The following is a 13,446-nucleotide window of genomic DNA, read 5'->3' on the forward strand; positions in this document are numbered from 1 at the left end:
CGCGGACGCGGGCCCATCGGTGGTCCCACCAGCCCCGGGGACCTCATCGGCCCCGTCGGCCGCATCGGCCTCAGGTGCCCCGGTGGAACCGGGAGCCCCGGCGGTCCCGGCAGCCCCGGTGGTCACGGGAGCCCCGCCGCTCCCGGAAGACGCGGCGGTCCCGGGAGCCCCATCCGCCCCCTCAGCAGCATCGGCCGCACGAGATGCGGCGGTCCCGGAAGACCGGGAGGTCCCCGAGGCCCCTGCGGCCTCCGAGGTCTTGTCCGCGGGAGCCGGGGCGGCCGGGGCCGGCGGGGTCCCCGGTGCGGCGCCGGGCGCCGAGGGGGAGGCCTGCTCGGTCGCGCCGGCCGCGTCCGCGGCCGCCGCCGCGGGGTCGTCGTTCGCCCGTACGCCCATGGGGATCGTCCTCTTCCGGTTCGTTCGGTGGCTCAGCCGGCGGTGGAGCCCGCGGCCGCGGCCCGCTCCGCCGCCTCGACGACGTTGACCAGCAGCTGCGCGCGGGTCATCGGACCGACGCCGCCCGGGTTGGGGGCGCGCCACCCGGCGACCTCGTCGACGCCCGGGTGGACGTCACCGAGGATCTTGCCGTCGGCGTTCCGGCTGACGCCGACGTCCAGGACGGCGGCGCCCGGCTTGATGTCCTCGGGCTTGATCAGGTGCGGCACGCCCGCCGCGGCCACGACGATGTCCGCACGCCGCAGGTGCGCGGCCAGGTCACGCGTACCGGTGTGGCACTGGGTGACCGTCGCGTTCTCGGACTTGCGGGTGAGCAGCAGCGGCATCGGGCGGCCGATGGTGGTGCCGCGGCCGACGACCACGACCTCCGCGCCGCTGATCTCGACGCCGTGCGCGCGCAGCAGCGTGATGATGCCGTTGGGCGTGCACGGCAGCGGGGCGGGCTCGTTGAGCACGAGGCGCCCGAGGTTCATGGGGTGCAGCCCGTCCGCGTCCTTGGCCGGGTCCATCAGCTCCAGGATGCGGTTCTCGTCGATGCCCTTGGGCAGCGGCAGCTGCACGATGTACCCCGTGCAGGACGGGTCCTCGTTCAGCTCGCGGACGACCGCCTCGATCTCCTGCTGCGTGGCGGTGGCGGGCAGTTCCCGCTGGATGGAGGCGATGCCGACCTGGGCGCAGTCGCGGTGCTTGCCCGCGACGTACTTCTGGCTCCCCGGATCGTCACCGACCAGGATGGTGCCGAGGCCGGGGGTGATGCCCCGCTCCTTCAGGGCCGCCACGCGGGCGGTCAGGTCGGACTTGATCGCGGCTGCGGTGGCCTTGCCATCGAGAATCTGGGCGGTCATGTGCCCATCCTCGCGGATGAACCCGCCCGTGTTCCAATTCGCCCGCGCCTGGAGGAACAGCAGGTTGCACTTGCACAACACCTGTGGAATCCGACTGGACAAAAAGTCGACGATACGACGACGATGAGCGGCGCAGTGCCGCGGGCAGTGCCGGGGGGCAAAACCGCTCAATACATGTGAAGTTCCTCCGCTCGGACCGCGTCGTCCCCGCATCATCAACGGAGGAACCCCAGCCATGAGTTTCGGCGACCCGAACAACCCGTATGGGCAGCCCCAGGGCCAGCCCCAGCAGCCCGGCTACGGCTACCCGCAGCAGGGCCAGCCCCAGCAGCCCGGTTACGGCTACCCGGCCGCCCCGCCCCCGCCGGCGTACGGCGGCGGTTACCCGGGTGGCGCGCCGATGTCGATGCCGGGCCTGATGCAGACGTCCCGCGTGCTGCTCTTCATCGTCGCGGGCCTGCAGATCATCGGCGGCATCATCGCCGCGATCGCCATCGCGGCCGCGCAGGACGTCGCCAACTCGGCGGGCGTCGGCGAGGAGACCGGTGTCCTCGCCGGTCTCGGCTTCTTCATCGTCCTGATCCTGCTCGGCTTCGCCGTGTGGGCCATCATCCTGGGCGCCAAGTTCTCCAAGGGCGGCAACGGCGTCCGCGTGGCGACCATCGTCTACGCCGCGCTGTTCATCCTGCTGAGCCTGGGCAACTTCGCCGGCGGCACCGCCAGCTCGGCGGTCGGCGGCATCATCGGTCTCGCCATCGGCGGCATCATCCTCGCCTCCATGGTCAACAGCAGCGCCACCGCCTGGTTCAACCGCCCGCGTTACTGAGCGGCGACGCGCGGAATCTCCCGCGCACCACGTACGAAGGCCGCGGCCCCACCGCTCAACAGCGGTGGGGCCGCGGCCTTCGGCGTACCGGGCGCGTCAGTGGAAGAAGTGGCGCGTGCCCGTGAAGTACATCGTCACGCCGGCGTTCCTCGCCGCCTCGACGACCTGCTCGTCACGGACCGAACCGCCGGGCTGCACCACGGCCTTGACGCCCGCGGCGGTGAGGATCTCCAGACCGTCGGGGAACGGGAAGAACGCGTCCGACGCGGCGTAGGCGCCGCGCGCCCGCTCCTCGCCGGCCCGCTCCACCGCCAGCTTGGCGCTGTCGACACGGTTGACCTGGCCCATGCCGACGCCGACGCTCGCGCCGTCCTTGGCGAGCAGGATCGCGTTGGACTTGACGGCGCGGCAGGCGCGCCAGGCGAACGCCAGCTCGGCCAGCTCGGCCGGGGAGAGGGCCTCGCCGGTGGCGAGGGTCCAGTTCGCCGGGTCGTCGCCGTCGGCCTGGAGGCGGTCGGTGACCTGGAGCAGGGCGCCGCCGTCGACGGGCTTCACCTCGACGGGGGCGGCGGGGGCGCCGGGGGCGCGCAGCACGCGGATGTTCTTCTTGCGGGCCAGGATCTCGACGGCGCCGTCCTCGTAGTCCGGCGCGACGATCACCTCGGTGAAGATCTCGGCGACCTGCTCGGCCATCGCGACCGACACCGGCCGGTTGACGGCGATGACACCGCCGAACGCGGACAGCGGGTCGCAGGCGTGCGCCTTGCGGTGCGCCTCGGCCACGTCCGCGCCGATCGCGATGCCGCACGGGTTGGCGTGCTTGATGATCGCGACGCAGGGCTCGGAGTGGTCGTACGCGGCCCGGCGCGCGGCGTCGGTGTCCGTGTAGTTGTTGTACGACATCTCCTTGCCGTGCAGCTGCTCCGCCTCGGCGAGGCCGCCCGTGCCGTCGACGTACAGCGCGGCGCCCTGGTGCGGGTTCTCGCCGTAGCGCAGGACGTTCTTGCGGCTGTACGTGGCACCGAGGAAGTCCGGGAAGCCGCTGTCGTCGGCCGCGGCGTAGTCGTCGGCGAACCAGGAGGCGACGGCGACGTCGTACGCGGCGGTGTGCTGGAACGCCTCGGCGGCGAGGCGCTTGCGGGCGGTCAGGTCGAAGCCGCCCGACCTGACGGCCTCCAGGACGTCCCCGTACCGCGCGGGAGAGGTGACGACCGCGACGGAGGGGTGGTTCTTGGCGGCGGCGCGGACCATGGACGGGCCGCCGATGTCGATCTGCTCGACGCACTCGTCGGCGGTGGCGCCGGAGGCGACGGTCTCCCGGAACGGGTACAGGTTCACCACGACCAGCTCGAACGGCTCCACGCCCAGCTCGGCGAGCTGCGCGCGGTGCGCGTCCAGGCGCAGGTCGGCGAGGATTCCGGCGTGCACGCGCGGGTGCAGGGTCTTGACGCGGCCGTCCAGGCACTCGGGGAAGCCGGTGAGCTCCTCGACCTTGGTGACCGGGACCCCGGCCGCGGCGATCCTGGCGGCGGTGGAGCCGGTGGAGACCAGCTCGACGCCGTTCTCGTGCAGCCCGCGGGCGAGCTCCTCCAGCCCCGTCTTGTCGTAGACACTGATCAACGCGCGACGGATGGGCTTATTCACCGACATGAACCTTTCGTCCCTCAATGCGGTAGCCGTGCCGGGCCAGGCGCCCCACGACCTCGACGAGCAGCTTGCGCTCGACTTCCTTGATGCGCTCGTGGAGGGCGGCTTCGCCCTCCTCCGTGTCCTCCTCCACCACCTCGACCACGCCCTGGGCGATGATCGGGCCGGTGTCGACGCCGTCGTCGACGAAGTGGACGGTGCATCCGGTGACCTTCACACCGTGCGCGAGCGCGTCGCGCACCCCGTGAGCACCGGGAAAACTGGGCAGGAGCGCGGGGTGGGTGTTGACGATCCGCCCGCCGTACCGGCCCAGGAACTCCTTGCCGAGGATCTTCATGAACCCGGCGGACACGACGAGGTCCGGCTCGTACGCGGCCGTCGCCTCGGTCAGCGCGTGGTCCCACTCGTCGCGGGTGGCGTAGTCCTTGACCCGGCACACGAAGGTGGGAAGCCCGGCGCGCTCGGCCCGCTCCAGGCCGGCGATGCCGTCGCGGTCGGCTCCGACGGCGACGACCTCCGCTCCGTATGCCCGGGGGTCGTCACCGATGGCATCGAGCAGGGCTTGCAGATTCGTCCCCGACCCGGAGACCAGGACGACGAGGCGGGCGGCAGCCACGGGGGTAACTCCTTGTTTGTGTGGTCCTACGAATGAATCGCGCCCCTCGACACGGGGAACCCTACGAACGAGCCGACCGTCAGCAACGATACCGGCACACCAGGCCGCCCCCACGGGACGGGGGCGGAGGCGGGCGGTAGCGTCTGGGGAGGGAGCCGTCCGCCGACGGACGGATACGACGACACGAGACCCACGGGGTACGGAGACACGGACGCACGGACGTGCGGACGTGCGGCCGTACGGACGGGGGTCTGAGGGGAAGACGTTCACCAGATGCCGGACCGCCGACGCCAGTCCACGCAGTCCACGGACGAGAACAATCCGTTCGCGCCGCCGCCCGAGGGCCGGCCGGACCAGCCGTGGCAGCCGCGCCGCGCCGAGAACGACGGCGCCGACGGCGACGACCAGGGCGCCGACGACGCCGGGGGCCGCGACCGCCCGGAGCGGCCGGCCTGGGGCAGCCAGTGGAGCCCGCGGCAGCCGGGCCGTTCCTCCGGCGGCTTCGGCGCCCGCCCCAACAGCGACCAGCAGGGCGGCGCGAGCGGCGGCCAGCAGGGCCCCGCCCTGCGCTGGGACCCGACGGACCCGGCCCAGCGGCGCGCCCGCTACGCGCTGCTGTCGGGCATGTGGGGCTTCTTCTTCGCTATCTTCGACTTCCCCGAGATCGCCCTGCTCCTGGGTGCTCTGGCCCTGTACTGGGGCATCAGCTCGCTGCGCGCCAAGCCCGGCACCGCCGCCGGGCGGGGCGGTACGGCGGCCGCCCCGGCCGCCACCACCCCGGGATCCGGCCCGGCGCCGTCAGCGGCACCGGCCGCCGGCGGCAGCCGTCCGCAGCGCACGGCCGCGGTGAGCGGTCTGGTCACCGCGGTCCTGGCCCTGACGATCGTGGCGGTGACCTTCACGGTCCAGCTCGCCTACCGCGACTACTACGCGTGCGTGGACGACGCCCTGACCAGGACGGGCCAGGTCTCCTGCAACGAGCTGCTCCCCGCGCCGCTGCGCGGCGTCTTCGGCGTCAAGGAGTAGCCCGGCGCGGCCCGCGCGTCACCGTTTCCTCGTCACGGGGATCCGTCACCGTTCCCGTCACCGGGACACGTCACCGGGTTCCGGCGCCGGGCCGTCGGTTCCGGCGGCCGCATCGGCACGGTCCTCTCCGGTGCCGTCCGCCTCTCGGGGGGTGCCTTCCGGAGTGCCCTCGGTGGCGTCGTCGGTTGCGCCTCCGGTGACGTCCTGGGCGGGGACGGACGCCTCCGGCGGACCGGCGTGGTGGGACACGGAACCGGGAGCGCCGGCCTCCGGAGCGGGCGCGGTGCCCGGCGGAGAGGCGGGCGGAGTGGCGGGCGCTGCGCAGCCGTCACCCTCCCTCACCTCCGTCAGCTCCGTCACCTCCGTCACCGTCAGGAAGTCGTCCTCCCAGGCCGCCGGCAGCAGACCGTACGGCTCGGGGGACCGATCCGCGTCGGGGGTCCGCGCCGCATCGCCCGGCCCGGAGGGAGCGAGCGGTTCACGCGGGCCCGGAGGAACCGGGATGCCCGGCACCTGCGGAACGGGCGGGAGACCGGGCGGGACGCGATCCTCCGCCGCCGCGTCCGGCGCGGGACCGGGCGACCGCAGGCGCCACCAGCGGAGCATCAGCGCGCCCGGGACGCCCACCACCGCGGTCCACCCCAGCGCGGCGGCGCCCACCCGCCACCACACGGGACCGAACTCCGCCAGCCGCCCGGATCCCAGCGGCCCCCCGGCAGCCGCGGCCAGCGCCGCCGCGCCCGCCGCGCAGAGCACCGCCGCGGCCGACGCCGTCACCATCGTCTCCCGTACGCCCCGCACCGCTGCCGCCCGCCCGGTGAACCAGGCGGCCGCCGCCCCCGCCAGCACCGGCACCACCACCGCCGCCCAGTGCGGCCAGCTCCCGCGCCCGGCCGCCGGCAGCGCGGCGAGCAGCGGGAAGACGGGTACGGCCGGGTCGCCCACCACCGCGAGCGGTGTGGCCACCGCGCCGGTGCCGAGCGCGAAGCCGGGGCCGAGCCCGTACGCCGCGCCCCACACCGCCGCGTTCGGCAGCAGTGCGAGGGCCAGCAGCAGCACCGCGATCCGTCCGGCCCAGGCGTCGGACAGGCTCAGGAACGCCTGCTGCGCCGCGCCCGCGTGCCACACCAGCGACACCGCCACCAGCAGCGCTCCCCCGCCGACCAGCGTCACGATGGCGGCCGCCGCGGCGCGTACCGCCACACGCGCCCGGGACCGGGCGAGCTCCACGCGGAGCCGCTCCGGCACCCACCCGGGCAGGGGCCCCGCCGGGCACCCGTTCGCCGTCCAGGCGCCGGCGGCCGCCGAGAGCGCGACGACGGCCGGGAGGTGCAGCGCGGCACTGAGGAGGTCGGGAGCGAGCGGCCCGCCGAGCGCGTAGCAAGCGGCTCCCGCGCCGACGGCCGTGTACCCGGCGATCACTCCGCACACCGTGCTCCCCGCGGCACCGCTCGTCCCGTCGCGGGAGGTCCGGTACGCCAGCCAGGCCGGAAGGGCGAGCAGCAGCATCGGGACGACGCCGACCGGCACCGGCGCCGCGGCGGGCGAGGGCCCGGCCCGCAGGAGCTCCGTGCCGTGGGCGAGGAGCCACACGCCGGCGGCGACGTGCAGCACTCCCTCCGGCCCCCGGTCCGGGTACGGGGAACTGATCCACATCACCATCACCAGGACGGTGACGGAACCGAGCCCGAGGCCCGCGGCGAGCGCACCCCGCAGACAGCAGGCGGTCGTGCGGGACAGGGCGGTCACGGCAGTCGCGCGAGTCACGACGCCATGCTGCCAACGACACGCGCTTTCTCTGCGTAACCGCCGATTGACCGCTGTGTCGCTCAATATACGTTTATGTACTTTTTCGTCGAGTGCAGTGTGTGTGCCGCCGCGGGGGTCCGCCCATGACCCAGAGCACCAGCACCCGCTCCGCGCCGCCGCTCCCGTCCCCCAAGGAGCGGCGACGACTGCGTGAGGCGAGATCCATGAGCGAGAGCCAGGTCGCCGAGGTGCTCGGGGTCACCCGGGCGACCGTGCGCTTGTGGGAGACGGGGCGAGCGGCCCCGCGGGGCCGAAAGCGCGAGGCGTACCTGAAGCTGCTGAAGGCGCACGAAGCCGCCGCGTCGCCGTCGCGTCCGACGCACAAGTCCCCGGCGAAGGCCAAGGCCCGGCCGAAGGCCAAGGCCCGGCCGGCCGCGACCGCCACCCCTGACACCTCCGCACCCCAGGAGCCGGAACGGGAGGAGCCGCGGGAGGAACGTGGACAGGAGCGGCCTCCGGAGCCGGAGCAGTCACCGGAGCCGGAGCAGGAGCAGTCCCGGGGGCCGGAGCAGCCGCCGAAGCCGGAGGCGGAAGAGGCCGAGCACCCGGCGCCGTCCGAGGCGCAGGAACAGGCGGACACCGAGGAACTGGTGGAGGGGGAGGCACCGGAACAGACGGACACGGAGGACCCGGCCCAGGCGGAAACACAGGAACAGACGGGCACCGAGGACCCGGACGAGGAACCGGCGCAGGAACAGACATCGGCCGAGGAACCGGCGCGGGAGGATCCGGCGCAGGAGGCGGAGCGCGCGGAGCCGGCCGCGTCGCACTCCGTACCGCAGGCCCGGAAGGCCGCGCGGCCCGGGACGCCCGCCGACGCGTTCGACGCGCTGTACGGCCGCGCCGCCCCGGTCCTCGTCCAGCAGGCGTTCCTGCTGACCGGCCGGCGCCGGCTCGCCCGCGAGGCCGTCGAGCACGCCTTCCACCACGCCTGGGAGCGGTGGCCCCGGGTCGCCGTCGACCCGGACCCGGCGGGCTGGGTGCGGGCGGCGGCCCACGCGTACGCCCTGTCCCCGTGGCACCGGGTCCGCCCCGCGCACCGGCACCCCGACCCCCCGACGACGGACCGCGCCGCCCGGGAGCTGCGTGGTGCCGTACTGGACCTGCCGCCGCCGTACCGCCGCGCCCTGCTGCTCTACGACGGCCTCGGCTTCGACCTGCCGGACACGGCCGCCGAGCTGGAGGCGAGCACCCCGGCCGCCGCGTACCGCGTCCTGCACGCCCGCGCCGCCGTCGCGGAGCGGATCCCGGAGCTGAGCGATCCCGCGGCTCTCCACGAGCGGCTGGCCGGGTTGCTCGCCCATGGCCCGACGATGGTGCTGGCGACGGCCCGTACCGTCCGCACGCGCAGCGAGCGCCGCGCCAGGGGCCGGACCCGCACGGCCTTCGGGCTCACCGCGGTCATCATCGGCGCGACCGCGTTCACGCTGACCACCGCGCCGACCCGGTACGAGCCACCGCTGGCGCCGGGCGTGGCGATCCGCGGCGTACCGGTCCTCAGCGGGCCGCAGCGGCTGACCCCGCAGGACGAGCACCTCCGGGACGCGCTGCGGGCCAGGCCCTTCACCGGCCCGCCGCGCCTTCTGCCGGACACCCGCTGAGACGTGGACGTACACGGGCGGAGGACGCGGACACGCCGAAGGGCCCGCCCCCGGACTATCCGGAAGCGGGCCCTTCGGTGCTGCTCAGGCGGCCGGCCGGTTCGGCCGTCCATCCGGTTCAGCCGTTCAGCCGTTCAACTGGTTCAGCCCGCGAGGATCGCGCGCGCCAGCTTGGCCGTCTCGGTCGGCGTCTTGCCGACCTTGACGCCTGCGGCCTCGAGGGCCTCCTTCTTCGCCTGCGCGGTGCCGGACGAACCGGACACGATCGCACCGGCGTGGCCCATCGTCTTGCCCTCGGGGGCGGTGAAGCCCGCGACGTAGCCGACGACCGGCTTGGTGACGTTGGCCTTGATGAAGTCGGCCGCCCGCTCCTCCGCGTCGCCGCCGATCTCACCGATCATCACGATCAGCTCGGTGTCGGGGTCGGCCTCGAAGGCCGCGAGCGCGTCGATGTGGGTGGTGCCGATGACCGGGTCGCCACCGATGCCGACGGCGGACGAGAAGCCGATGTCGCGCAGCTCGTACATCATCTGGTAGGTCAGCGTGCCGGACTTCGACACCAGACCGATCTTGCCGGGCTTGGTGATGTCGCCCGGGATGATGCCGGCGTTGGACTGGCCCGGCGTGATCAGGCCGGGGCAGTTCGGGCCGATGATGCGGGTCTTGTTGCCCTTGGACTTCGCGTACGCCCAGAAGGCGGCGGAGTCGTGGACCGCGATGCCCTCGGTGATGACGACGGCCAGAGGGATCTCGGCGTCGATGGCCTCGACCACGGCGGCCTTGGCGAAGGCCGGCGGCACGAAGAGGACGGAGACGTTGGCGCCCGTCTTCTCCATGGCCTCGGCGACCGTGCCGAAGACGGGGATCTCGTGGCCGTCGATGTCGACGGTGGTGCCGGCCTTGCGCGGGTTGACGCCACCGACGATGTTGGTGCCGTCACCGAGCATGAGCTTGGTGTGCTTCATGCCCGTGGCACCGGTCATGCCCTGGACGATGACCTTGCTGTCCTTGTCGAGGAAGATAGCCATGGTGTGTCTGTGACCTCGTCCCTTTACTTCGCAGCCGCGAGCTCGGCGGCCTTGTCGGCCGCGCCGTCCATGGTGTCCACGCGCTGCACCAGCGGGTGGTTGGCGTCCGACAGGATCTTGCGACCCAGCTCCGCGTTGTTGCCGTCGAGGCGCACGACCAGCGGCTTGGTGACCTCTTCGCCCCGCGAGGACAGCAGGTTCAGGGCCTGGACGATGCCGTTGGCGACCTCGTCACAGGCGGTGATGCCACCGAAGACGTTGACGAAGACGGACTTGACGTCGGGGTCCCCGAGGATGATCTCGAGGCCGTTCGCCATGACCTCGGCGGAGGCGCCACCGCCGATGTCGAGGAAGTTGGCGGGCTTCACGCCGCCGTGGGCCTCACCGGCGTACGCGACGACGTCGAGGGTCGACATGACCAGACCCGCGCCGTTGCCGATGATGCCGACCTGGCCGTCGAGCTTGACGTAGTTGAGGCCCTTGGCCTTGGCGGCAGCCTCGAGCGGGTTGGCTGCGGCCTTGTCCTCGAGCGCCTCGTGCTCCGGCTGGCGGAAGTCGGCGTTGGCGTCCAGGGACACCTTGCCGTCGAGGGCGATGATGTCACCGGAGGCGACCTTGGCCAGCGGGTTGACCTCGACGAGGAGGGCGTCCTCGGCGACGAAGGTCTTCCACAGGGTCACGAGGACCTCGGCGACCTTCTCGGCCACGTCGGCCGGGAACTGCGCCTGGGCGACGATCTCGCGGGCCTTCTCGATCGAGACGCCGTCGTTGGCGTCGACCGGGACCTTCGCCAGCTTCTCGGGCGTCGTCGCGGCGACTTCCTCGATGTCCATGCCGCCCGCGACCGAGGCCATGGCCAGGAAGGTGCGGTTGGTGCGGTCGAGGAGGTAGGAGACGTAGTACTCCTCGACGATCTCCGGAGCGGTCTCGGCGATCATCACCTTGTGGACCGTGTGGCCCTTGATGTCCATCCCGAGGATGTCCGTCGCGCGGGCGACGGCCTCGTCCGGCGTGGCGGCCAGCTTGACGCCACCGGCCTTGCCGCGGCCGCCGACCTTCACCTGCGCCTTGACGACCGACTTGCCGCCAAGACGCTCAGTGGCCTCGCGCGCCGCCTCAGGCGTGTCGATGACTTCACCGGCCAGCACCGGTACACCGTGCTTGGCGAAGAGGTCCCTCGCCTGGTACTCGAACAGGTCCACGCGCGTCCGTCCCTTTTCTGGTGATCGCGGTTCGTTGTCTGCGTGGGCGTGCCGCGCGCCCGACTGACGGGCGGAGGGCAACGTGACTGCGCTGTCACAGGGGAGGCGTACACGGTGTCCGTGGACGCGGCATGTCCGTCTCGCAGGTTATCCCCGTGGGACCGAGGTCCCTAAATCACAGATCACACCCAAGCGGTGATACCTGTCACAGACAAGGACCTCCGACGGGCGGCCCCACCTGCTGTGAGACCGCCCGTTGCTACGGATTTCGTACGTCTTTCGTACGTACCGGATCAGCCGCCGTAGGGGAGGTAGTCCGGGGTCACCGATCCGGCCGTGCCCTGGAGCCCGGTCACGGCGTTCGCGGAGAGCGGCTGGACGTCGGCGGTCACGTGCGAGACGACGGCCTGGCCGAACGACTGCACGTCACCGGTGACGCCCTGCGCGAACGGCTGGACCTCGCCCGTCACGCCGTACGCCAGCCCCGTGGCGCTGCCCCCGACGCCCTGGGCGACGGGTTCGACCTGGTCGGCGACGGCCTGGACGACCGGCCGCACGGAGCCGGTGACGCCGTCCGCGAACGGCCGGACCTCACCGGTCACGCCAGACGCGAGCGGCTGGACGTCCGAGACCACACCGCCCGCGAAGGGCTGCACGTCGGAGACGACGCCCTGGGCGAGGGAGCCGGCGTCGCCGACGGCCTGGCCCGCGACCGGGAGCACGCCGGCGACGGCCCGGGCGGCGACGGGCGGCAGCACGTCCTGGGCGACGCCGTCCAGGATCGGGGTGGCGGTACCGGCCGGGTCGTCCTTCAGTTCGTGGGCGAAGGAGTCCAGTGGACCGAAGAGGTAGTCGATCTCCGCGGTGGCGGTGTGCGCCGCGCCCTCGACGGCCGGGGCGGCGACGCCCTGGACGTGCTGCACGTCGGCACGGGCGTCCTGCGCCACGTCCTGGACGGTGCCGCGGGCCGTGCTCTGCACCGGGGAGGTGGCGGCGGTCGCGGCGGACGCGTCGGAGACGACGTCCTGGCGGACGGCGCCGGCCGTGTCCTCGACCGTGCCGGCCGTGTCCTCGGCGGCGTCGACCACCTTGTCGGGCGTCGACAGCGGGACGGAGACGGACACCTCGCTCGCGTTGGCGGCCGCGGTGCCGATGGCCCACATACCGGTGGCGGTGGCGGCGACGGCTATGGAGCGGCGGATGTTCTTGTTCATGGGTGTGTCGATTCCTTCGAATTCCGTGGGCACGTGGCGCGGCCGGCGCACGTGCGTGGTGACGGCGGGCAGACCTGTCCCGCCCCCGCGCGGCAGGTCCGGGGCGAGGGGAAGGTCTGCCCTAACCGGGGAATTCGAGGACGTCGTGGGGCCGGTCGCGGAGGGGCGCCGCGGTCGCGGGCAGCCCGGCGCCGCGTACGGGGCCGGGGTGCGGAACCGACGCCGCCGTCACGGCGTGCTGGTCGGCCGCCCGTGGCGAACCGCCGTCGCCGGCGCAGCCGGGTGTCCGACCTCCGGCGCCGCCCCACGGGGCGGGCACCACGGGTGTGGGGGCGGAAAGCGCCGGGGCCCGCTCGCCCCGCGTACGGACGGAGCCGGAGCCACCGTCACCGGCGTACGGCCGCACCGCGGCGGCGCTCGTACGGGCCGGAGCGGACCGGTGCGCATCCGCCTGCGGGGCGGCTGCGGCCCGCGGGTCCGTGCCGGCACCTGCCGCCTCGGCCGGTGCGTCGGCACCGGCGACGGCGGACGCTCCGGGAAGCACGGGCAGCAACCCGGGGGGCGTGGGGTGCCCGGCCGGGTCCGGTACGGCTCCGGCGACTCCCTGGAGCAGACCCCCCACGACATCGCCGGCACCGGATACGACGGCACCGGTCACGGCAGCGGAGACGGTGGTGACTGTTCCGGTGACCGGCGGGAGCACCCGCCCGGCGGCCGGCCGCACGACGGACTCGGCCACCGGCCCGGTGACGGGCCCGGCGGACTGGACCGACTGAGCCGACTCGGCCGACCTGACCGGCTGGACCGGCTGGACCGGCTGGACCCACTCGGCCGACCGGGCCGACTCACGCACCGTCTGTGCGGCGTGAGCGGCGGTACCGCCGGCTGACTCGCGTGTGTCACGCGCCGCTTCGGGTGCCGTGTGCCGCGTCTCCTGGACCTGCCGGTCCTGAAGCTGCTCGCGGGTGACCGCCGGCTCGGGGCTCTCCGCCGCGTACGCCCGGCCTCCGCAGAGGAAGCCCAGCGCCAGCAGGCCGCCGAGGAACAGCGCGATGCCCAGGGCCCGCGCGGCGGCCGTGCGGTGCGCGGCCACCGGTACCAGGTGTCGCCGCGCACGCCGCCGGGCCGCTCCGCGCACCGTGCGCGGGGCGGCAGCCGGCAAGGCAGCCAATGCTG

The 13,446-nt window shown here is 73.7% G+C and carries 11 protein-coding genes; 3 read left to right on the forward strand and 8 right to left on the reverse strand.

The window, feature by feature from the left end; genetic code table 11:
* Positions 1-428: 428 nt before the first annotated feature.
* On the reverse strand, positions 429-1,301 hold the full coding sequence (locus tag IH00_RS0100305) for a bifunctional methylenetetrahydrofolate dehydrogenase/methenyltetrahydrofolate cyclohydrolase (RefSeq protein WP_031068191.1): 873 nt from the start codon (positions 1,299-1,301) through the stop codon (positions 429-431).
* A 235-nt stretch (positions 1,302-1,536) separates the two neighbouring features.
* Here IH00_RS0100305 and IH00_RS0100310 point away from each other — a divergent pair, with 235 nt between their 5' ends.
* On the forward strand, positions 1,537-2,127 hold the full coding sequence (locus tag IH00_RS0100310) for a hypothetical protein (protein ID WP_031068192.1): 591 nt from the start codon (positions 1,537-1,539) through the stop codon (positions 2,125-2,127).
* 96 nt (positions 2,128-2,223) lie between these two features.
* On the opposite strand, the gene purH is transcribed toward IH00_RS0100310, so the two are convergent.
* Both purH and purN read right to left on the reverse strand, forming a co-directional pair.
* Positions 2,224-3,777, reverse strand: a complete 1,554-nt coding sequence (gene purH / locus IH00_RS0100315) for a bifunctional phosphoribosylaminoimidazolecarboxamide formyltransferase/IMP cyclohydrolase (RefSeq protein ID WP_031068193.1) — start codon at positions 3,775-3,777, stop codon at positions 2,224-2,226.
* A complete protein-coding gene (purN, locus tag IH00_RS0100320; RefSeq protein WP_031068194.1) occupies positions 3,764-4,390 on the reverse strand; it encodes a phosphoribosylglycinamide formyltransferase in 627 nt (208 codons plus the stop codon). Before purN ends, purH begins: the two co-directional genes overlap by 14 nt.
* 273 nt (positions 4,391-4,663) lie before the next feature.
* On the opposite strand from purN, the gene IH00_RS0100325 reads away from it, so the two are divergent.
* Positions 4,664-5,416: a hypothetical protein gene (locus IH00_RS0100325; RefSeq protein WP_031068195.1), complete on the forward strand. Its 753-nt coding sequence runs from the start codon at positions 4,664-4,666 to the stop codon at positions 5,414-5,416.
* Positions 5,417-5,473: 57 nt separating this feature from the next.
* On the opposite strand, the gene IH00_RS36795 is transcribed toward IH00_RS0100325, so the two are convergent.
* The gene (locus tag IH00_RS36795; RefSeq protein ID WP_158827591.1) at positions 5,474-7,183 is read right to left on the reverse strand and encodes a cell division protein PerM; all 1,710 of its coding nucleotides are present in this window, start codon (positions 7,181-7,183) and stop codon (positions 5,474-5,476) included.
* A gap of 206 nt (positions 7,184-7,389) precedes the next feature.
* Between IH00_RS36795 and IH00_RS0100335 the strand changes: the two genes are divergently transcribed.
* Entirely contained in the window at positions 7,390-8,826 is a 1,437-nt protein-coding gene (locus IH00_RS0100335) for a DNA-directed RNA polymerase sigma-70 factor (RefSeq protein ID WP_234334713.1), read from the forward strand.
* 143 nt (positions 8,827-8,969) lie between these two features.
* Here the strand turns inward: IH00_RS0100335 and sucD are convergent, their stop codons facing one another.
* The 4 genes from sucD to IH00_RS41530 form a co-directional block, all read right to left on the reverse strand.
* Entirely contained in the window at positions 8,970-9,854 is an 885-nt protein-coding gene (sucD, locus tag IH00_RS0100340) for a succinate--CoA ligase subunit alpha (protein ID WP_031068200.1), read from the reverse strand.
* Between the two features lie 23 nt (positions 9,855-9,877).
* Positions 9,878-11,056 (reverse strand): ADP-forming succinate--CoA ligase subunit beta, encoded by a 1,179-nt coding sequence (sucC, locus tag IH00_RS0100345; RefSeq protein WP_031068202.1) that lies wholly within the window; start codon positions 11,054-11,056, stop codon positions 9,878-9,880.
* A 293-nt stretch (positions 11,057-11,349) separates the two neighbouring features.
* On the reverse strand, positions 11,350-12,270 hold the full coding sequence (locus IH00_RS0100350) for a hypothetical protein (protein ID WP_031068204.1): 921 nt from the start codon (positions 12,268-12,270) through the stop codon (positions 11,350-11,352).
* 121 nt (positions 12,271-12,391) lie between these two features.
* On the reverse strand, positions 12,392-13,432 hold the full coding sequence (locus tag IH00_RS41530) for a hypothetical protein (RefSeq protein ID WP_158827593.1): 1,041 nt from the start codon (positions 13,430-13,432) through the stop codon (positions 12,392-12,394).
* Positions 13,433-13,446: the final 14 nt, after the last annotated feature.

It is taken from the genome of Streptomyces sp. NRRL S-118, assembly GCF_000716335.1.
Classification (GTDB): Bacteria; Actinomycetota; Actinomycetes; order Streptomycetales; family Streptomycetaceae; genus Streptomyces.